Here is a 21,683-nt window from a genome sequence, read left to right as displayed (position 1 = left end):
GTCTGCTCCTAGTTTCCGTTTGCCACTGCGTTGACATCTTTGGCTTGAACCATATCGCCAGTTTTATTGCCCCAGGCATTTCGCTCGTAAGTGACTACGGCGGCAATTTCCTTAAGACTTAGCATTTTTCCAAACGCTTGCATGGCTGTTCCTGACTTTCCATGCAGCACGATGTCAATGTGACCTTGCTGATCTTCTAGTGCCATCTTGCTGCCTTTTAATGCCGGGAACACGCCAGGTAAACCTTCACCATTTGGCATATGGCAAGCAGCGCACGTTGCGTTGTATACTCGCTCGCCCTCTTTCATCAGTTCATCCATAGACATATTCATAGAAAGTAGACGCTGCTCTTCTTCTTTTGCTTTACGAACAATCTCTTCTTGTTCGCCCATCCACTTTTCAAACTCGGCGGGTTCTTTAGCAATTACCACAACCGGCATATAGCCATGGTCTTTACCACAAAGCTCTGCGCACTGTCCGCGATAAATACCCGGCTCATTCACCTTGGCCCAAGACTCGTTAATAAAGCCGGGGTTGGCGTCTTTTTTCACGGCAAAGTCAGGAACCCACCAAGAGTGGATAACGTCGTCAGAGGTAATAAGAAAGCGTACTTTTTTCCCAGTAGGAATAACCAAGGGACGGTCAACTTCCAGCAGGTAGTTATCTGTTTTCTGAAATTTGTTTTCTATTTGCTCGCGCTGAGTGGCGAGTAAAGAATAAAACTCGACATCGCTATCCATGTACTTGTAATGCCATTTCCATTGAGAGCCTGTTACTAACACCGTCATGTCAGGCTCAGACGTGTCTTCCATAGCAATTAGAGTATTCGCTGCGGGTACCGCCATGAAAATAAGAATAAGGAAAGGAATAACGGTCCAAGCAATTTCGACCTTCACGTTTTCGTGAAAATTAGCTGGCTTGGCGCCACGGGACTTTCTATGTAGATACATTGAGGCGAACATCACGCCAAAAACTACAACCGCGATACCTACACAAATGAAGAACATCAACATATGGAGGTCGTATACCTGCCCACTGATGTCGGTAGCACCGCGTCTCAAATTAAGCGAAGAGGCTTCTTCGCTTGCTTCTTGCGCAAAAAGCAAAGGGGAAAAAAGCAAAATTGGTATACTAGAACACCATTTTGCGAAAACGGTCGTTAGTTGTTTCACTCAGCACCTCCGTAATGGCGTGGTCAAAGACGCTGATTAATTTGCGCGATGCCCTACCAAATGGTTTGCGAACGATTGACCCATAACCTCAACTTGTAAAACAAATTTAGAGCCATTGTTATTATTTTGTTAATCTCTGTATAAGAATTGCGCAATAATGTCGTGCCGTCTAGTCTTTTCTATTAAAAATTTAACGAAGTGGTTAATTTTTAATCATTTACTAAAATGGTCGCGGGGATTTCAAGTGCAAAAAAGAGAAAGCGATTGCTGTGGGATGCCCTTGGAATCAAACAGGCATTTTGAACACGGGGTTAAAGTAAATGCTCGACTAACTAGTTAAGAAATCAATAAGTAATCGATGACTCAATGTCGATTTCAAACAAAATTCACAATAAAAAATGGAAAATACTTGAAGCATTCATAGAAAGAATAACGTGAGTAATGATAAAAATAAGCGCGCAGAAAACCAACAGGTTTGCTGGGCAGGATAAAACCTAAGTTGGCAGATTGAAGAAAAAAACAGGAACAAAAGACATAAAAAAAGCGGCTAACGCGCCGCTTTTATACAAACAAGCTAAAATACTACATCCAGTCAGCGTTTCTGATCACACCCACCGCAATACCTTCTATCGCAAAATGTTCAGTCGCCAAATCGACTTTTATTGGTGCAAACTCATCATTCTCAGCATGAAGCAATACTTCACGCCCGCGTTTCTCTAGACGCTTTACGGTGACGTCTTCATCTACACGCGCCACAACCACCTGACCGTTGTGTACATCAGTGGTGCGATGAACAGCGAGAAGATCACCGTCTAAAATACCAATGTCTTTCATGCTCATACCGTTAACGCGTAGCAAAAAGTCGGCATGGGGTTGAAACAGTGCAGGATCGACTTTGTAGTGCGATTCAACATGCTCTTGCGCCAAGATCGGCTCACCGGCTGCAACACGCCCAATTAACGGTAGGCCTTCTTCTTCTTGTGCGTCGTTATCAAGAGGGATATTGAGCTTAATGCCACGAGACGTACCAGGCAAAATTTCAATCACGCCTTTACGCGCCAATGCTTTCAAATGTTCCTCTGCTGCATTAGCAGAACGAAAGCCAAGCTGACGGGCTATTTCCGCACGAGTAGGCGGCATTCCCGTTTCTAACATGGTTGTTTTAATAAGTTCTAAAACTTCGGTTTGTCGAGCTGTGAGTGGGCGCATAAAAGACCTGTCTGTTCATACAGTTCCTGTAAGTATATACACCTAAAACTAAATAACAAGCACTTGCCGCGTCTTTTGCGATCTGCAATAGCCTACGACAAGTGCTTTCCTCTTATTTTACGAGAAGAGCCATGTTCGGGTTACTAATTTGTAACTCCAGCTCCCCATCACTATTTTGACGTGTGCGCATGCCTTCAACATTATCGAGCCCAAGTCCAGGGCTTTGCCACACCACATTGCCTTTATTATCAACCTCAACCACGCGATATGCGATGCTGTCATAATAATTGTACGAATAGTCATTCTCGTTAGGCTGGTAGATAGCGAGAATCGACTGATTAGACGACGTCGTTGGAACAGCCGCTATATACTGAGGGTAGAATGACGGTGCTATAGCGTCTTTGAGTTCTAATGCATCGCTCGCCACGTCATAAACATTGATGGTGTTGTAGTTTCTATTTAAACACGCAAATTCAAGTTCGCTATCACTATCAAAATTTACCGTGAGCAATTGGTCACAATTGGTTTCCAATTCATTCAATCCAACAAATTCACCATCCTGCATTTTATAGAGCTTGAGCGAACTATAGCCCCCAACAGCAAAATAATGCACACCGTCTTTTTCAGAGGCAGCAAGCGCATTAATTGAAAAATCGTTAATGATTGAGTCGATAAGCACCTGATTCTCGATATCAAACGCTTTAAGTCGATTGTTCTCAATAATAACTGCATCGGCGTAACTATCGTTATTTACGTCAATGGCTTCAATAAACGAAATTTCACTATTCTGATTATTGTTCAGTGTCCACTGAATAGCGTTATCTGTAAGTCTCACGACATTAAACGACGAACTATAATCCAGTGCCCCTATTAGTAACTCACCCACACCGTCATTGTTGTAGTCTGTAACGACCGGTTTGCTATAGTTATAGACATCTTCGCCAACCTCAGCACTTATCGCAAAGTTATCCTCTTTATCTACCGATAAAATCTGAATAGATGATTCGTAACTACTTGTATCGCTAACAAAGACGGCTCTTTCATCATTATCGCCATAAGGTGCCCAACCCGCGGCATGATATCTACTCGCGCGCGGCGCACCTTTTATATCTGACAAGGCATATTCACCGTTGGCATCTTGTTGCGCTACTAAAATTTGATTCTCACCAGTCCAAATAATGTCGTCCACATTGTCATTGTCTAAATCGTCAATGAGAAGTGACATGCCACTGTAAGTGTTGTGGTTAAGAGCCCACTGCTCAGAGATTTGTCCCGCTTCTAATGCAAAACCTCTAACTTGTCCCCACTGACACTCGGAGACAACCACTATTCCTTCTGTAGCTGGGTTTTCTTTACTATAGGCGATATCACAAATGTCACCATGTTCCGCCGTTGCCAAACTGCTTTTCGATACTGCTGAGTAGATTGAGATATCATTCCAACTATCGGCACCGATGATTTCATCTACACCATCGTTATTCATATCACCCAGCACAACAAATGCGTCGCTGAACCCGCTACCGTATAGCCATTGGTTGGCACCGCTTTCGATATCAAATACATAACCATTGTTCGTTACCATTTCTATCGATGCGTCATCATCTACGTTACCAAAAGCAAGGTTATTGACGCCGTCAATATCGTACTGTTGCAACTGCTCACCTGTGCGAACATCTACAATGGCAATAGAAGTCGCATTGTAATATTCGCTCCCATATAAATAAGCAACTTCATCAACTCCGTCACCATTGATGTCGTAAAATAAGCCAGAAATAATACTATCTTCAATAATAAACACCGCTTCTGCGTTACTTTCGCGGTCTTTTATTACAGACAATCCCTGTTGAGTAAGAAGGTAGATTTCATCATTATTGTCACCATCAACATCTTGGGTATGCACGCTTCTAATTTCGCCTTTAGTTGGCAGTTTATACGGATACACATAGGTATTTTTAAGCGTATTGCCTTCTAGCGAAAATGCGCCCACGTTGCGAGCATTTACCGTGATAAGTTCACTTGCACCATTGGTCGAAGCAATAGCAAAGCCATGATTATAAATTGGTGTCATCACAGTAGTACGAGCATAAGCCGGGGCCTTGTCCGCATAAGAAGTGATTTCGAGCGTTTGTTGGGATTCAGTTCCGTCTAAGCTAGCGAAACTAAACATATAAGTTTGAGCGTTGAAAAGTTGATTCGCAGGTACATTCCAGGTCATCAGACCTTCCGCATTTAACGAAGCACCGGGAGGCGCTGAAATAAGCTGTCCCGCGACGTCATCGTCAACTCTGTCTGGGTCACTCATCGATACGGTAAACTCTACGTATCCGCCCGCAGTTACTACTTCAGGCATATTCGATGCAGTGAGCGTCATAGGAGAATTGTCGATCTCAACGAAAGTAGGCTGGGATTCAACAACGTTAATACCGTCTGACACCACCATGGTAACTTTAACTTCATCACCGAAGACTGCGCTGTAAGGTGGCAGCGTGGTACCATTAACATCGTCAAGGACTACACCATTTACATACCAGCGAAACGAAATCACCAGCTCTGAGTCGGGAGTATCTGAATCATGATAGTAGCCAGGCTCAACGGTGACTTCATCTGTGGTATAGACAGTCTCATAGGCATAGTAATAAGGCTGATTCACTACAGGAGGTACGGATATCGCATCGATATCTGAAAGCGCAAGGCCAGTATGATTTCCGCTGGCAAACGCTGTTAGATTATTAAAGTATACACCTACATCGTAAATATCATCGCCGTTGTTATCTTCGCCATAGCGAACTGCGCCATCAATAACGTCAATTCCAGCCGTTTTATCTCCTTTTACGACCAGCGAGCCAGATGACGAATAGGGAAGGTCGCCCTGATCAGAAGAATACGCAAAGTCCAATTTGCCTTTAGACGCAATGTAGATTGAACCATTTAGTTCAGACACGAAGGTGTTGTTTGTCACCCCTTCTGCTGATGTGCCACTGACCTTGTAAGTTTCACCATTGTGCGTGACAGTAAGATACTGCCTCGTCTCTTCATAAAACGTACCTGTTTGTGGGCGGTAGCGAAAATCAACACTTAAGTAGCCTTTTAATGTTGTGCGCACGCCACCGTCTAGCATAGACAAAGTAGTGAAATAAGACGTTACTTCGGAGCTGTTTTCACCTGCGTCAGTAATAACTAGCGAAAATTGTCCGTCATACCGAGTGGAGTCGTAATATTGAATGCACTGATCATAGTCTACAGTAATCGTTCCTTTACCCGTGTCTTCATCAAGCTTACCTGAGTATGTTACTGATCCTGATTCATAGCACTCGGTCGTACCTTCAACGTTGCCGTTCTCATCTAGGAAGGTGTAGATATCATATTGATCTACATAGGGTGAGCCACTTGTATTGTCACCAAAGAGCGTGATGTAAACCTCTTGTACTGCGCTGATATCCACAGTAGAGACTTTCGTTTCTCCACTGTAGTTCGCATCAGCATAGGTGGTTGCCGCCGAGTTTAGTCGTGACTCTGAGTAATCTAAAGGATTTGATAAAATTTCTAGTGCTGTCGGCTCAGGTGGAGGTGGTGGGTTTGTAGGTGGAGAAGAATCAGAGCCACCTCCACCACCACACGCAGTTAGAGCTAAAAGAGAAAAAAGGCCAGAAAAACCCAAGCGCGAAGTTTTCATACATCGTCCCTGATTTAAAAGGCATGTCGGCTTTTTAGTTAGAAGCTCAAAACAAGCCTAATTATTAAGTTTAATAAAATATTCGTTTTTTATAACTTAACTTTATCAATCTAGCAACAGCGCCTTGAGCGTATACGCTTATATTTAATGTAGGCGAAGCCACGTACTATTATTATTCATCCCATACGACTTGGTTTCTGCCCTGCTTCTTGGCTCTGTACAGCGCCTTGTCAGCAAGCGATAAGAGGGCGCTGAAATCCGCCTCAAAGGTGTCTTTGATAAATGTTGCGCCAATGCTGATCGATAAATTCATCGTGTCTGTCTTGTAGGTCACCCTTCCTTCTTCAACAGCAATGCGCAGTGCTTCTAGCTGCCTATGGATCTCTTCTTTCTTGTCACCTATCATGACTATTGCAAACTCTTCTCCTCCTAATCGAGCCACGACATTTGGCGTTTGATTATGTTTAGCTATTTTTCTTGCAACAGCAATAAGCGCCTGATCTCCAGCATCGTGACCGTAGGTATCGTTTACTTTTTTGAAGTGATCAATATCGACGATAGCAACACATCCTCGACAATGTTGTTTTGAAAATGAGATGCACTCGTCAAGGAACGCGCGTCGGTTATAAAGGCCCGTTAAAGAATCAGTCATCGCCAAATGCCTAAGCTTCTCTTCAGCAACGGCTCGGGCTTCCTCAAGCTCTACTGCGTAGAACAAGCCAGCCAAAGCATCTAAAAAGGGCTGCAGAAACTCAGCATCTTCGTCAGTGTAGGTATCAAACTTATTCGCTAAACCGACCATTCCCACTACTTTATCTTTCACTTTTATTGGTAGGCCTAAAAATCGGCTAATGCGCGGATGACCGTGCGGAACACCTTTGGAATTAGGGTGACTGTTTGGCGCATTACTAATGGTAACTTCTCCCGTTAAAATTGAGGTTCCAAAAAGGTTATCGAAGTTACTAAAGTAGAGGTTTCGTTTTTTGTACTCTGCATATTGAGAAAAGCTACTGTTATCCCAAACAATTTCAGAAATCGCATGAATGAAAAGTCTAGATGAGCTACCGTCTCCTTTCATTTGGCCGACAAAGGCAAACTGGCTATCTGAGATATCTATGAGTTCAGCCAGTACGGACTGACACGCCATCGTCAAGTCATTGTTTTGCAGATATGATACCCGGGTTTTATTGATAAATTGAAGGAGCTGGGTTTTCTTTCTCTCATGCAGTTCGCTTTCCATTCGCTGCGTTATATCTCTGTGAATACCTGCTATACGAACCGGCTTACCTTGGGCATCTGTCTCAACGGTTTTCCCATAACTTTCAACCCAAACCCAAGAGCCATCAGTGTGTTTCATGCGAAATGTGGTGTTAAAGACTTTGCTCTTACCAATTAGATGCATGTTGAGCTGCTTTTCAACTTTGACGTAATCCGCGGGATGAATGAGCTGTCTAAAAAAGCGGGAGCCACTGTCATAGTATTCATACTCAAGACCAACAATGTCGCACCAGCGCTTGTTGACTTGATTAACATCGGCGGCCAAGTTCCAGTCCCATGTTCCTAACTCTGAAGCCTCGAGTAATAAACGCATCCGCTGATTGGTTTTGTTGAGTTTATCTTCCACATACTTTTGGTCACTAGTGTCAAACAAAAATGCTTGAACCGAGTACAACATGCCGTCTTCGCGAAAATTTGCCGTTGATATCATGCTCACCCAAATAGTACGCGTTGGCGTCTTTATCTGAAGACGGCAGGTGTGCGTTTCCACACCTTCCATGTGGGCCTGCATAGCAAAGGTAAAATCACCCTCCGCCTCCTCAGACAGCACCTCACTCAATGCCACCGTTCCAGTGAGCAAATCTTGGGGTGAAACTCCCAATACACGCTCACTATTTTTCGAGATATACACCAGCCTCAACGACGTATCATAGCGCCACGTTGCCAACACAATAGGAGACTTCTCAATAAGCCCATGCTCGCGTTTAAGCGCTTCGTGTTCTCTTGAAAGCGAAATATGCTGACTAACCAAAGCACCTATTCTCTCTAAAACTTCTAAGTGTTTTGCGTCTATTTCTCTTGGCACGGTATCAATTAAACATACGGCACCGATTACCTGATCATTTATCTCGATCGGCGTTCCTGCGTAAAAACAAATGTGAGGCTCTCCGGTGACGAGAGGATTATGCATAAACCGTGGATCTTCTTGCGCGTTGCTAACAACCACCTGCTTGCGCTCTTCAACGACGTGACTACAAAACGCATGTTCACGAGTGACTTTAGAAAGAGTGGTTCCGTAGTGTGCTTTAAAGGTTTCTTCAAACTCTCCGACGACGCCAATGAGTGCGATCGGCACCTTGTATGCCTCTGCGAGCACCATCATTAAATCATCAAGATCTAGCGGCACTTCGCTATTGAGCATAAAGTCATCAATTGTCTTTAACCGGCTTTGATCATCCACTACTGCTTGCTCATATTCATTTGCCCTTATAAAAGTAGTAACAGTCCGGCTGTACCGCAATTAAATACAGCTAATGTTACGTTCTCTGTATTCGAACCCATTATAGAAATGGCTGTGACTCAAAAGAAAAGGAGAAGAGCGCTTTTGAACTTCCCATGTTATGGATAGTCATTACAGCATGAGAAGCGATGAAATTGGCTTGTCGCGAGATTGTGACGCGTTTGTGTTACACTTCACCCGTTTTTATTTCATAGGATTACATAATTCATGTCGTGGATGCGAAAAGCCCTTCTGTCGGTATTTCATTATCCTGTTAAGTTACTGGTTAAAGCCCACAGCATTCCAGTTAACGTTGAAACCGAATTAGGAATAGATAAAAGTAAACCTATCGTTTATCTACTCCCCACCAACTCAGTGACTGACCAACTTGCACTGAGAATGTCGACTAAAGCGCTAGGTTTACCTAGTCCTACAGAAACCCTTACATTAGCGGGGCGAGAGTATTCGTCGACCTTATTTTTACGTAAAACCCAGCCCCTTTTCCGCTCGTCGGCTAAAGATACGGGAATTGAAGACGTTTTTACTGACCTCTTTCATTTGCATAGAGACCATGAAAACCTAGATTTACAAGTTGTTCCTGTCTATGTGACGTGGGGCCGTGCCCCGGGTCGTGGAAAGCCAGGCTTAAGCGATCTCATTGCTGATAAAGCGGCGCCAAGTTGGCTTCGTAAGTTGTTCATTGTGCTGTTTTTGGGCCGCGACAACTTTATTAACTACTCTAAAGCCGTTTCTGCACGCGCGATGTCCAATCAACATGGTAGTGACCAAAGCATTGCACACAAGCTTGTGCGCGTAGCAAGCACTCACTTTCAAAGAAAACGCCAAAGCATGACTGGCCCTACGCTGTTAGAGCGCCAAGAACTCAATAATAGTGTGTTGGGCTCTGATGCAGTGCGTCGCGCTATTGCTGAGGAATCAAGAAGTAAGAAAGTGTCTCATGAAAAAGCGAAAGAGACTGCCCAAACCTACATCACAGAAATCGCGGCAGACTACCGCGAAGGGCTAATTCGTTTTGGCGACAGACTACTTACCCGAATCTGGAACAAAATTTATAACGGTATTAGTGTAGGTCATGCCGATCGCATTCGTGAATTGGCGGCTAATGGTCATGAAATCATCTACGTACCGTGCCACCGTAGTCACATGGATTACCTATTATTGACTTACGTGATTTATCACGAGGGTATGGTTACGCCACATATCGCTGCAGGTATCAATCTGAACTTTTGGCCGGTTGGAAAAATGTTCCGTCGTGGCGGTGCTTTTTTCTTACGCCGCAGTTTTGCAGGCAACAAGCTCTACACAGCTGTATTCAGAGAATATCTAGAGCTGCTGTTTAACAAAGGCTATTCGGTAAAATACTATCCCGAAGGTGGCCGCAGCCGAACCGGCCGTTTGATCCCACCTAAAACCGGTATGCTAGCCATGACCATTCAAGCCATGCTCAAAGGGGTTAACCGCCCTGTAAGCATAGTGCCTGTTTACATCGGCTATGAGAACGTGATGGAAGTGAAGAGCTATTTGAACGAACTCAAAGGCTCTAAGAAGAAAAAAGAATCTAACCTTCAGGTGTTCTCGGCTATTCGTAAACTCAAGAATTATGGTCACGGATATGTGAATTTTGGCGAACCCATTGCGCTTAACCAGTTTCTTGAAAATCATGTGCCTAACTGGCGAGATTGTCGCGATGCCGAGCCAGAGAAAAAACCAGCGTGGCTGACACCTGCGGTTAACGAACTGGCCAATAATGTCATGACGCGAATTAATCGCGCAGCGGCATTAAATGGTATGGCGTTAGCGTCGTTATGCTTACTGTCTTCTAAACGACAGACCATGAGTGAAGCTGAGTTAAAACAAGCAATGGGCGATTTCATGGACTTGTTTAAAGCGGTACCGTTCAGCGATGATGCCACCATTCCAGATTCATCAGCGGAAGAGCTACTGCGCGATACGCTGAAATTAGGCCGCTTTGACGTAAAAGAAGACGATTATGGGCGTTTGATCAGTCCTCAACCAAAATCAGCGGTATACCTTACTTATTATCGCAACAACATTTTGCATTTATTCGCGATCCCAGGTCTTATTATGGCGTCTATCTTCGCGAAGAAAGGCACCACGAAGAACAGTATTTTTCAGCTTATTGCGGCGCTTTATCCGTTGCTGCAAAAAGAGCTGTTCTTGCACCTTACCCAAGATGAAGCGCTTGCGCATACTGATGCGCTTATAACAGCACTACTAAACAAAGGATTGTTGCGTCAGGAGAGCGATGAACTGTTGCCGCCAGATGCACACTGCAAACAATTCCACTCAGCATGGCTGTTAAGCCGATGCATGCAGGAAACGCTTCAGCGTTACGCGGTGGTATTGACCATTCTTGATAAAGAAAAAGTGATTAGCCGAAGTGCGCTTGAGCGCGAAAGTAAGCAAGTGGCTGAACGCTTATCTGCTCTCTACGGGCTAAGCTCACCAGAGTTTTACGATAAGAACGTGTTGTCTAGCTTTATTAGTGCATTGAAAGAAAACCACTGGCTGGACTCTGAAAAAGATGGCAGCTTGAAGTACTCAGAAGAGTGTGAAGCCTTACGCGCTGACGTTATGGCCCTGATTTGGCCAGAAATGATGCAGCATTTGGAGAACGTTACACTAAACGCTTCGAATTAAGGCGACGCTAGCTGGCTGAATTTGCCAGCACTACGGAGCTTAGGTAAAAAGAGAAAGCCCATGCTACTGCATGGGCTTTTTATTGCGCGTCAATCTATCTTGGCAGGCATTGAAAATCCCCATACTTCATTGATAGATAGACGCTAGATAGTGCCGCTTCGTATCGCTCCCCGGTAAACCTGCGCTTAACGCGAAGCAATACAAAGCGAAAACGGGAGATAGGCTCGTTTCGCCTGTTTCGCTATTTAGACCTTCGCTGGTTGCGACAGGAAAAAACGATAGGCGGGGTTGTCTGTTACTTCTTCAACCTTATAGCCTAACTCAGCAACATGCTGGTTAAAGTCATCTCTACTTTCTGGTGCGATATCAAAGCCTGCCAATACCAAACCTTCTGCTGCGCCATGGTTGCGATAGTGAAATAGGGTAATATTCCACTGTTCACCTAACGTATTTAAGAAGTTCAGTAGCGCACCCGGACGCTCAGGAAATTCAAAGCTGAAGACTTGCTCGTTGAGAATAGTTGGCGGACGGCCACCAACCATGTGACGAACATGGAGCTTCGCTAACTCATTATCGGTTAAGTTAACGCAGTCATACCCTTTGCTTTCAAGGTCGCTTTGCAGTGCAGCAAACTCTTGCTGCCCGCCTTTAAGCTTAACGCCCACGAAAATATGTGCTTCGCTCTCACTGGCATAGCGATAGTTAAATTCTGTGATTGCTTTTGCCCCAACGCACTCGCAAAACTGTTTAAACGCACCTTTGTTTTCAGGAATTTTAACCGCAAAGACCGCTTCTTTCTGCTCACCTAATTCACAGCGTTCAGACACATAGCGAAGGGTATGAAAGTTGATGTTTGCGCCACACAGAATGCCGCCTAACTTCTTACCTTTGAGTTCGTGTTGCTTAGCGTACTTGCGAATTGCCGCCACCGACAATGCGCCCGCAGGCTCTGCAATAACACGGGTATCATCAAAGATATCCTTAATTGCTCCGCATATTTCATCATTAGTAACCGTAATGGTTTCATCAATTAAACGATTACACAGACGGAAAGTTTCCTGCCCCATCACTTTAACAGCAACGCCATCAGCAAAAATGCCGACGCTTTCAAGCTCGGTAGGCGCGCCTTGCGCCTTTGCTTTAATGAAACAGGCCGATTCTTCCGACTCTACCGCAACGATTTTTATGCTTGGTTTTAGTTGCTTTAAGTAAACCGCAATACCAGCGGCTAAACCACCGCCACCCACAGCAATAAATAAGATATCGAGGTGTGGGTTTTGCTCTAGCAACTCTCGCGCGACTGTACCTTGCCCTGCAATGACATCGGGGTCGTCAAAGGGCGGAACAAAGGTATAACCGTGGGTCTCACATAATGCTTTTGCATGGCTACTTGCTTGATCAAAGCTGGTGCCATGCAATACCACATTCACGTTTTCACCGCCGAAGCGTCGTACTGCGTCTACCTTGATATCAGGCGTGGTTTCAGGCATGACAATAGTCGCCTGAATACCTTTCATTTTTGCACTGTACGCTAAGCCTTGCGCATGATTACCCGCCGAGGCGCCAATTACGCCAGCTTGCAATTGCTCGTCGCTTAGTGAGCAAATACGGTTATAGGCACCGCGCAGCTTAAAGCTTTTTACCGGCTGCTGATCTTCGCGTTTCAGAAAAATTTCATTGCCAAGCTCGGCTGAAAGCAAAGACATATAGGAAAGTTCACTTGCCACTGCTACATCGTAAACAGGGGCAAGTAAGATCTTCTTCAAATATTCATGATCGCTAACGTGTTCGGCTGCCATTATAGATTTTCCAGCTTAGTCACATCACGCACTGCACCTTTATCGGCACTGGTTGCTAACGCCGCAAAGGTTTTAAGAGATGTGGAGACTTCACGAACGCGATCTTTCGGCTTCCAAGGCTTATCACTGGCTTCCATTTTCGCGCGGCGTTCTGCTAATTCTTCATCGCTAATAGCAATATTGATACTTCTATTGGGGATATCTATTTCAATTTTATCGCCATCTTCCACTAGACCAATGCCACCACCACTGGCGGCTTCAGGTGAGCAGTGACCTATAGACAACCCACTGGTACCGCCACTAAAGCGTCCGTCTGTTACCAAAGCGCAGTGCTTGCCTAACCCTTTAGATTTCAAGTAAGACGTTGGGTACAGCATTTCTTGCATACCCGGGCCGCCGCGGGGACCTTCGTAGCGAATGAAGACCACATCACCGGCTTTTACTTCATCGCCCAAGATACCTGCTACCGCATCATCTTGGCTTTCGTAGATTCTCGCAGTTCCGTTGAATTTAAGAATAGACTCATCTACGCCAGCCGTTTTTACAATACAGCCATCTTCAGCCACATTACCGTAAAGCACGGCTAGGCCACCTTCTTGACTGAACGCATGGTCGATAGAGCGAATGCAGCCGTTTTCGCGGTCGTCATCGGCTTCGTCCCAGCGACAATCTTGGCTAAATGCTTTTGTCGTGCGAATACCCGCAGGACCCGCGCGATAAAAGGTAATAGCGTCTTCGTTTTCAGGGTTAGTGATGTCCCACTCGCTGATAACGTCGGTAAGCGGTTTTCCTAAAACATGATTAACATCGGTGTTCAGCAAGCCAGCCTTATTTAGCTCGTTCAAAATACCCAAAACGCCACCCGCTCGGTGTACGTCTTCCATGTGATATTTGGGTGTTGAAGGTGCCACTTTGCATAGGTGAGGGACTTTGCGAGACAATCTGTCGATGTCTGCCATAGTAAACGGCACTTCGCCTTCCATTGCCGCTGCTAACAGATGCAAAATGGTATTGGTCGACCCACCCATGGCAATATCCAAGCTCATGGCATTCTCAAAAGCCTTAAAGTTAGCGATATTACGTGGTAATACACTGTCATCATCGTCGCCGTAGTAACGCTTGCACAGCTCAACAATTTGTTTGCCCGCTTGTTTAAATAAACCTTCACGGTCGGCGTGGGTAGCCAGCATAGAGCCGTTGCCCGGCAAGGATAAACCTAACGCTTCGGTTAGACAGTTCATGGAGTTCGCGGTGAACATCCCTGAACATGAGCCGCAGGTAGGGCAGGCTGAGCGCTCAATTTCGTCGGTATCAGCATCGCTAACTTTGTCGTCAGCAGCCGCTACCATGGCGTCAACCAAGTCTAGTTTAATAAGCTGGTCTGAAAGCTTGGTTTTACCCGCTTCCATTGGGCCCCCAGACACAAAAATGACCGGTACGTTCAAGCGCATAGACGCCATTAGCATTCCCGGGGTAATCTTGTCGCAGTTAGAAATACAAACGATGGCATCGGCGCAATGTGCGTTCACCATGTATTCCACTGCATCAGCAATGATTTCTCGAGATGGTAAGCTATACAGCATACCGCTGTGCCCCATGGCGATACCGTCATCCACTGCGATAGTGTTGAATTCTTTCGCCACACCACCCGCTTCTTCAACGCTGCGTGCCACTAATTGGCCGAGATCTTTTAGGTGAACATGCCCAGGTACGAACTGCGTAAATGAGTTCGCAATAGCAATAATAGGCTTGCCGAAATCAGAGTCTTTCATTCCAGTTGCTCGCCATAACGCGCGAGCTCCCGCCATATTTCTACCTTGGGTGGTAGTTGCTGAACGTAACTTGGGCATAAATCCTTCCCGTTAATTTAAGGTTCTAGGTTTAGGCGCTAGACCTTTTTGTGAAACTAAAAAACAGTGGTAAACCAGTAATGCTTTGGCTCAACTTCCAATACGCGCTGTTTTACTCAAAATTGCATGTCATACTGATGATGTAACACATCATCTAAGGTCGTTCAAAGCGAGGAGCAACAAAGCCTAACTGCTAACACATCAGTAGCGCTTTGTTTTATATGATATATTTGACATACAATACCTATATCCATTGGCATTGTAATTATGAAATGTTGTTCGTTAGAGGTTATGGCTTTACCTCATCACTCAATATCACGCACCGTAATCTCAACAGTACGTTTCGATATTGGGCAAAGAAATAGCATGAAACATAAGGCCTGATCAAGTATTTTGCGGTAGGAATGGCGAGTTTTTAAGGGTAGTAAAAGGGTACAAGAAGATGTTTGATTGGTTTCATTGGTTAAACTTAGCAGGGGTTGCAGTGTGCGCAATTTCCGGCACCCTGATGGCCTATCAAAAGCGTATGGATGGATTTGGCGTGGTCGTGCTTGCCAGCGCAACCGCCATTGGCGGCGGAACACTGCGTGATGTCATGTTAGATGTCCCGGTCTTCTGGATTGCCGATACCGATTATTTATACACCACACTGATAGCCGCCTTTATACCCATTATCTGGCTGCGTATTAGTCCACGCTTTCCTTTTCACTATTTATTAATTGCCGATGCTTTCGGGCTGGCGCTGTTTAACGTAGTAGGCATAGAGAAAGCCTTGGCAAACGACACAGGCATGGCCGTGGCGGTTGCCATGGGCACCATTACCGGCGTGTTTGGCGGTTTGTTACGGGACGTTATTTGCCGAGAGGTACCGCTGGTACTCAACGGCGAACTGTATGCAATGACCTGTATTGCAGGGGGCGTGGTTTATGGAATAGGCATGCAAATGGAACTCGCCACACAGTGGTGTGGTATTGCGGCCCTTGTCACAACCGTACTGTTTAGGCTTGGCGCCATGCGCTGGCATTGGCAGCTGCCCGTTTTCTACAACGACCACCACTAGCACTAGCCTAAGTTTGCTGAGCAGGATCATTACATGCCAAGCGTTTTATGCACTCTCAGTAAATCCCATCGTTAGTACAGTTACATCTTCTCTCTACTCTATCTAAAGTTTACGCCTAATGCGTTGGCTAATTCTATTGGGCACGCCGAGGCTTTTGCATTTTTAAAGCTCAAACAATAAGTATGAAAGGAAAGGGGGTTGTTTAGATTATGGGAATGGCTGTCGTTAAGACCTTTGCAGGGCAGGGCGTGTCAGCGCCAGAGGTAAGTGTAGAAATTCACTTAGCTAATGGTTTACCTGCTTTTCAACTGGTCGGCATGGCAGAAACCAGCGTTAAAGAAGCGCGAGAGCGGGTACGCAGCGCCCTTATAAACAGTGGTTTTGAGTTTCCCGCAAAACGAATAACCGTTAATTTAGCGCCGGCAGATATTCCCAAGTTTGGCGGGCGGTTCGACCTTCCCATCGCCGTCGGTATTTTAGCTGCGTCGGGCTACATCTCAGACATTAGTCTTCTGAACATTGCCTTTGTGGGTGAGCTTGCATTAAACGGTGAAATAAAGCCGGTAAATGGGCTAATTCCTGTGGTAATGGCAGCCGCAAACGAAGACATTGCGCTTGTATACCCGGGGGATAATGACGTAGAGGCCGCATTGGTTTCTCACGCAACGCGCTATCCCGCTTTCGATTTATTGTCTGTTTATGAACACCTTACCGGCAACAAAAAACTTGCTAAAGGCCAGCCTTTCACTTCTCATTCATCACGCAGCGCTTCAACTGGTTGGGACGATATTATCGGTCAAGAGCAAGCCAAACGAGCCCTGATTATTGCGGCAAGTGGTTCGCATAATTTACTTATGGTAGGGCCTCCTGGCACAGGTAAAAGCCTGCTCGCCAGCCGAATGCTATCGCTATTACCCGATATGAGCGAGGAAGAAGCGTTGGAAGTGGCTGCCATTCACTCTGTGAAAGGCGAAAAACTGCATGCAGAGCGTTTTCTAACTCGCCACCTCCGCTCGCCCCATCATACTAGCTCTGCGGTGGCGCTTACTGGTGGTGGCTCAAACCCTGTACCGGGTGAAATATCGCTGGCTCACAATGGTATTTTGTTTCTAGACGAACTCCCTGAATTTGGGCGAAAGGCACTGGATGTATTGCGCGAACCACTTGAAACTGGCGACGTGCATTTGTCTCGTGCTTCAGGAAGCGCCACATACCCCGCCAACTTTCAATTAGTAGCGGCAATGAACCCAAGCCCGACGGGTGATATTGATGATAACCGACTAACCCCGCAGCAACAGCTCAACTACTTGAACCGGTTATCGGGCCCACTGCTTGATAGAATTGATATACAAGTCGAAGTGCCTCGGCTACCTGACTACGACCTGCCAGAGCGTGCCAATAGACCTGACGACTCGTTACACGCAACGCGAGAGCGAGTCATTGCAGCGCGTCACAAACAAGGGCTACGGCAAGGTAAGCCAAATGGTGCGCTGCACGCAGGTGAGCTTGCCGATATATGTTTGCTAGATGACGCTGATTTGCAGTTTTTACAAGCCGCTGCTAAACAGCTTAATTTGTCTATGCGGGTGTTTCATCGCACGTTAAAAGTGGCAAGAACCATTGCAGATCTTGAAGATGAGCCCGCCGTATCGCGGGCGCACATTGCAGAAGCATTGGGCTATCGCGCCCTCGATAACCTTATTAAACAGTTGAGCGCTAGCTGAGCACCAGCTATGCCTTAAACTTAGCCTCGCGCTTGCAAATTAAGCTGCATAAAGGCGTTAATAAGCGGCTCGTTTTGCTTATCCTGCAAGCAGCACAATCCTAGGGCATAAGGCTCAATATCTTCAACAGGTATTTGGGTTACAGCATTGGCCATACTGGAGTGATCAAGTACCACTTTAGGCACAAAACCCACACCACATTCAAGTGCAACCATGCTCACGATGGCCTCGTTACCGCCGACATAAGCATACACATTTGGACGAATACCGTGTTCAGCAAACCAGTGGTAGGCAGTACGACGGGTTGGGCCGGTTTCAGGCATAATCACCTGATGTTTGGTCCAGTCCAACTGGCTTAGTTGAGTAAGTCGCCACTCTCTTGGGGCAATAAGTACCAAAGGCACATTATCAAGCGCAGTGAAATGCAAATCTGTCGGCATATCAGGGGTGTAGATAGCAATAGATAAGTCGCACTGTTTGCCTTTCACTTTTTCTATCGCAAGGGCAGGATCGCCGGTAATTAGGCGTATATCAACACCCGGGTGCTGTTGCCTGAACTGTCTAAGCATAGCGGGTAAGTGGCTTTGACTAGCGGTAACCGAGCAAAATACGCTGAGCTCTCCCTGCAATGCGTCGTTATCTTCTTTTAAGTCGACTTTTAGCTGCTGCCAATCTTTTAGCGCTTGCTTTGAAAAAGACAGCAGCTTGTGACCACTGTGGGTTAGCGCCACTTTGCGGTTATCACGTTTAAACAACGTGCAGCCTAACTCGTCCTCGAGGCGTTGAATAACCCGGCTTAACGTAGAAGGCGACACATACATGGCCTCGGCGGTAATGCCAAAATGTAGGCTGGTAGCTAGGTGATTGAACAGCTGTAGACTGCGAAAATCCATAAACATTTCACTTTATGCAATATTATCTTGCAAATATATCATTTTCCAAAACAAAAGAAATCTTTTAGTCTCAATATCAAGTCGTCATAGACGAGGTCTGTCAACACCAAGGTCGGTGTTTGATATTGACAAAAATGAATGTTGTTCGGAAATTTTTATGGCTAATTATTTCAACACCCTGTCACTTCGCCAGCAGTTAGATCAGCTTGGCCGCTGCCGTTTCATGGCACGCGATGAATTCGCTGACGGTTGTCAGTTCTTAAAAGGCAAGAAAATTGTCATTGTAGGCTGCGGCGCGCAGGGCCTTAACCAAGGCTTGAATATGCGTGACTCAGGGTTAGATGTTTCTTATGCGCTGCGTCAAGCAGCCATTGATGAGCAACGCGACTCATATAAGCGCGCAACCAGTAACGGATTTACCGTTGGTACTTACCAACAGCTCATTCCAGAAGCAGACGTAGTATATAACTTAACACCTGATAAGCAGCACGCTAGCGTAGTCGAAGCCGTTATGCCGCTTATGAAAGAAGGTGCAACGCTAGGTTACTCTCACGGTTTCAATATCGTTGAAGAAGGCCAGCAAATTCGTAGCGATATCACAGTAATCATGTGTGCGCCGAAAAGCCCGGGTTCTGAAGTACGTGAAGAATATAAGCGTGGCTTTGGTGTACCAACTCTGATTGCTGTACACCCAGAAAACGACCCTGAAGGTAAAGGTTGGGATCAGGCCAAAGCACTTGCAAGTGCAACGGGCGGTGACCGCGCAGGTGTACTTGAGTCATCATTTGTGGCTGAAGTTAAATCTGACCTCATGGGCGAGCAGACCATTTTGTGTGGTATGCAACAAGTTGCAGCGGTACTTGCGTTTGAAAAAATGGTTGATGACGGTATCGAGCCAGGATACGCAGGTGCACTTATTCAGTACGGCCTAGAAGCTATAACTGAAGCACTTAAGATTGGCGGTGTGACTAACATGATGGACCGTCTATCAAACCCTGCAAAAGTGAAAGCGTTTGAGCTTTCTGAGCAGTTAACTGATTTACTTCGTCCGCTATTTGAAAAGCACCAAGACGACATCATCAGCGGTGACTTCTCTCGCACCATGATGGAAGACTGGGCGAATGGCGATGCGAACCTGCTTAAGTGGCGTGAAGAAACCGGTGAAACCGCGTTTGAAAACGCACCGGCTTATGAAGGTGAAATTAGTGAACAAGAATTCTTTGACCATGGCATCTTACTGGTTGCCATGATCAAGTGCGGTGTTGAAGTTGCGTTCGACGTAATGGTTGAAGCCGGTATTCTACCTGAGTCTGCGTACTATGAATCACTGCATGAAACACCGCTTATTTCTAACACAATCGCACGTAAGCGTTTGTATGAAATGAACGTGGTTATTTCAGACACAGCAGAATACGGAAACTATTTATTTGCTAACGCAGCAATTCCAATTTTGCGTGAGAAATTTATGCCTACCATTGATACCAGCGTTATCGGTAAGGGTTTAGCCGCTACTTCTAATCAGGTAGAGAACAAACGCCTTGTTGAAATTAACGAAGCCATCCGCTCACACGGTGTGGAATCGGTAGGTAAGACCTTACGTGGCTACATGACTGACATGAAGGCCATCATAGGTTAGGACAGTTTCTGTCGTTAGGTGCTTAACTAAGCCCTCTTGCCCGACCATTTTGGTCGGGCTTTTTTATGTCCGTAAGCCTGCTAATAAGTATCTTTCTTACGCAACTGACCTCTGCGACACGCCGATACACCTTCTAAATAGAACCTTCACGAACGCGCTCAGCATAGCGTACGGATACGTAAGATAAAGCAAAAAAGACGAGAAATCCCCAGCCGATAGGCATTAAATTTCCATTTAAGAAACTGTCGACGAACAGTGCAACAGGCACCGAGAAAAGGCTAGAAAATGAGCCAATTATGGCCGCGCCTAAACCTGCCATATCGCCAAGCGGCTGCATCGCCATGGCGTTTAAGTTACCAAACAGTATGCCCACAAAGAAAAAGCCTACAAACATAACCGCAACCGTAGGAATTAAAGGCGGCAAGCCGTCGTACGCCAACAGCAACACTAAATACACAACGGCAAACCCGTTAACCCCTTTAAGTGCAAAACGACAAAGCTTGCGCATCCCAAAACGCATTACCATTTTGCCGTTAAAGTAAGAGGCGAGACCAATTGAAAAAGCAAGCGTTGCAAAGATGTAGGGAAACCATTCACCTACGTTGTAAAACACAGTAAATATGGTTTGCGAAGCGCTTAAATACGCCAAGAATGCCCCAAAAATACAGCCCATGGCAAAGGTGTAACCCATCACTGCTGGGTTAGTTAGAATGAACTTTGAAGATGCGAAAAACTGCGCCCATGAAAACTTTTTACGCCTTGCTCTTGGCAAGGTTTCCCCTTGACGAGAAAAAAACCAAATGCCGGCCATGGTAGCCACAATGAGAAACATAGTGAAAATATGGAACCATGAGGTCAACTCCATCACCGTTTGCCCAATAATAGGCGCCAACATAGGCACTAATATAAACACCATCATGATAAACGACATGACTTTTGCCATCGCATCGCCAACGTAAAGGTCGCGAATAATTGCCATAGAGGCTATTCGTGGCCCAGACACCCCAAATGCTTGAATAACGCGACCTACCAGCATGGTCTCCAAATTGGTGGCCATCATGCAAACAAATGTACCTAAGGCGAAAATACACAGGCCCACTAATATAGTTAGGCGACGGCCGCGGCTATCGGAAAAAGGCCCAAAGAACATTTGACCCAGTGCCATGCCTAAAAAGAACACGGTAACGATTAAGTGGGTTTGATGCGCCTCGGCGACCTGTAGTGACTCGCCAATTTGAATCAACGCAGGCAGCATAGCGTCAATGCTCAACGCGACAAGGGATGTCATCGTAGCCATTAGCGCAACAAATTCAACAAGGCCAAGCGCTGGCTTTTGCACAACTGCAGTATCCTCAGATACGCCATTAGAAGTCTGGGGCATAAAGTCTCGAATATGAAATAAAGTGGGGGAAATTAAAAAGGCGCGAAATTAACGCGCCTTGTTGAGTATACCTGAAACTTGGTTAAAAAGCCGCCAGCCAAGCAAAA

General features: G+C 45.7%; 12 protein-coding genes. 4 read left to right on the top strand and 8 right to left on the bottom strand.

Going from position 1 to position 21,683, the window contains the following annotated elements; translation table 11 throughout:
• Positions 1-8: 8 nt before the first annotated feature.
• From coxB to MHN09_RS02630, 4 genes are all read right to left on the bottom strand, one after another.
• On the bottom strand, positions 9-1,172 hold the full coding sequence (coxB, locus tag MHN09_RS02645) for a cytochrome c oxidase subunit II (RefSeq protein WP_014951386.1): 1,164 nt from the start codon (positions 1,170-1,172) through the stop codon (positions 9-11).
• A 582-nt stretch (positions 1,173-1,754) separates the two neighbouring features.
• A complete protein-coding gene (gene lexA / locus MHN09_RS02640) occupies positions 1,755-2,381 on the bottom strand; it encodes a transcriptional repressor LexA (protein ID WP_014951387.1) in 627 nt (208 codons plus the stop codon).
• Positions 2,382-2,493: 112 nt separating this feature from the next.
• Positions 2,494-6,054: a hypothetical protein gene (locus MHN09_RS02635; RefSeq protein ID WP_239238986.1), complete on the bottom strand. Its 3,561-nt coding sequence runs from the start codon at positions 6,052-6,054 to the stop codon at positions 2,494-2,496.
• A 172-nt stretch (positions 6,055-6,226) separates the two neighbouring features.
• Positions 6,227-8,512, bottom strand: coding sequence for a diguanylate cyclase (locus MHN09_RS02630; RefSeq protein WP_239238983.1), 2,286 nt, complete (start codon positions 8,510-8,512; stop codon positions 6,227-6,229).
• 267 nt (positions 8,513-8,779) lie between these two features.
• Here MHN09_RS02630 and plsB point away from each other — a divergent pair, with 267 nt between their 5' ends.
• Positions 8,780-11,233: a glycerol-3-phosphate 1-O-acyltransferase PlsB gene (plsB, locus tag MHN09_RS02625; RefSeq protein ID WP_239238980.1), complete on the top strand. Its 2,454-nt coding sequence runs from the start codon at positions 8,780-8,782 to the stop codon at positions 11,231-11,233.
• Positions 11,234-11,478: 245 nt separating this feature from the next.
• Here plsB and ilvA read toward each other — a convergent pair whose 3' ends face one another.
• Complete coding sequence (gene ilvA / locus MHN09_RS02620) at positions 11,479-13,032, bottom strand: threonine ammonia-lyase, biosynthetic (RefSeq protein ID WP_239238977.1); 1,554 nt, start codon at positions 13,030-13,032, stop codon at positions 11,479-11,481.
• The gene (ilvD, locus tag MHN09_RS02615; protein WP_014977810.1) at positions 13,032-14,882 is read right to left on the bottom strand and encodes a dihydroxy-acid dehydratase; all 1,851 of its coding nucleotides are present in this window, start codon (positions 14,880-14,882) and stop codon (positions 13,032-13,034) included. Before ilvD ends, ilvA begins: the two co-directional genes overlap by 1 nt.
• Before the next feature lie 442 nt (positions 14,883-15,324).
• Here ilvD and MHN09_RS02610 point away from each other — a divergent pair, with 442 nt between their 5' ends.
• Positions 15,325-15,942, top strand: coding sequence for a trimeric intracellular cation channel family protein (locus MHN09_RS02610; protein WP_014951393.1), 618 nt, complete (start codon positions 15,325-15,327; stop codon positions 15,940-15,942).
• Between the two features lie 209 nt (positions 15,943-16,151).
• Positions 16,152-17,666 (top strand): YifB family Mg chelatase-like AAA ATPase, encoded by a 1,515-nt coding sequence (locus MHN09_RS02605; protein ID WP_239238974.1) that lies wholly within the window; start codon positions 16,152-16,154, stop codon positions 17,664-17,666.
• A gap of 20 nt (positions 17,667-17,686) precedes the next feature.
• Here MHN09_RS02605 and ilvY read toward each other — a convergent pair whose 3' ends face one another.
• Positions 17,687-18,559, bottom strand: a complete 873-nt coding sequence (gene ilvY, locus MHN09_RS02600; protein WP_156079065.1) for an HTH-type transcriptional activator IlvY — start codon at positions 18,557-18,559, stop codon at positions 17,687-17,689.
• 157 nt (positions 18,560-18,716) lie between these two features.
• On the opposite strand from ilvY, the gene ilvC reads away from it, so the two are divergent.
• Entirely contained in the window at positions 18,717-20,195 is a 1,479-nt protein-coding gene (ilvC, locus tag MHN09_RS02595; RefSeq protein ID WP_239238971.1) for a ketol-acid reductoisomerase, read from the top strand.
• 133 nt (positions 20,196-20,328) lie between these two features.
• Here the strand turns inward: ilvC and MHN09_RS02590 are convergent, their stop codons facing one another.
• Positions 20,329-21,576, bottom strand: coding sequence for a multidrug effflux MFS transporter (locus MHN09_RS02590; protein ID WP_061096227.1), 1,248 nt, complete (start codon positions 21,574-21,576; stop codon positions 20,329-20,331).
• Positions 21,577-21,683 lie beyond the last annotated feature (107 nt).

The organism is Alteromonas sp. MmMcT2-5 (assembly GCF_022348315.1).
GTDB lineage: Bacteria > Pseudomonadota > Gammaproteobacteria > Enterobacterales > Alteromonadaceae > Alteromonas > Alteromonas macleodii.
Note: the sequence above shows the minus strand (reverse complement) of the source record. Positions and strands in the feature narration are given on the sequence as shown.

Excerpts from the sequence above, each read along its gene's own strand:
- MHN09_RS02605 (WP_239238974.1), top strand. The coding sequence starts at position 16,152 with ATGGGAATGGCTGTCGTTAAGACCTTTGCAGGGCAGGGCGTGTCAGCG.
- MHN09_RS02635 (WP_239238986.1), bottom strand. The coding sequence starts at position 6,054 with ATGAAAACTTCGCGCTTGGGTTTTTCTGGCCTTTTTTCTCTTTTAGCT.
- MHN09_RS02590 (WP_061096227.1), bottom strand. The coding sequence starts at position 21,576 with ATGCCCCAGACTTCTAATGGCGTATCTGAGGATACTGCAGTTGTGCAA.
- lexA (WP_014951387.1), bottom strand. The coding sequence starts at position 2,381 with ATGCGCCCACTCACAGCTCGACAAACCGAAGTTTTAGAACTTATTAAA.
- ilvC (WP_239238971.1), top strand. The coding sequence starts at position 18,717 with ATGGCTAATTATTTCAACACCCTGTCACTTCGCCAGCAGTTAGATCAG.
- ilvD (WP_014977810.1), bottom strand. The coding sequence starts at position 14,882 with ATGCCCAAGTTACGTTCAGCAACTACCACCCAAGGTAGAAATATGGCG.
- plsB (WP_239238980.1), top strand. The coding sequence starts at position 8,780 with ATGTCGTGGATGCGAAAAGCCCTTCTGTCGGTATTTCATTATCCTGTT.
- MHN09_RS02610 (WP_014951393.1), top strand. The coding sequence starts at position 15,325 with ATGTTTGATTGGTTTCATTGGTTAAACTTAGCAGGGGTTGCAGTGTGC.
- ilvY (WP_156079065.1), bottom strand. The coding sequence starts at position 18,559 with ATGGATTTTCGCAGTCTACAGCTGTTCAATCACCTAGCTACCAGCCTA.
- ilvA (WP_239238977.1), bottom strand. The coding sequence starts at position 13,032 with ATGGCAGCCGAACACGTTAGCGATCATGAATATTTGAAGAAGATCTTA.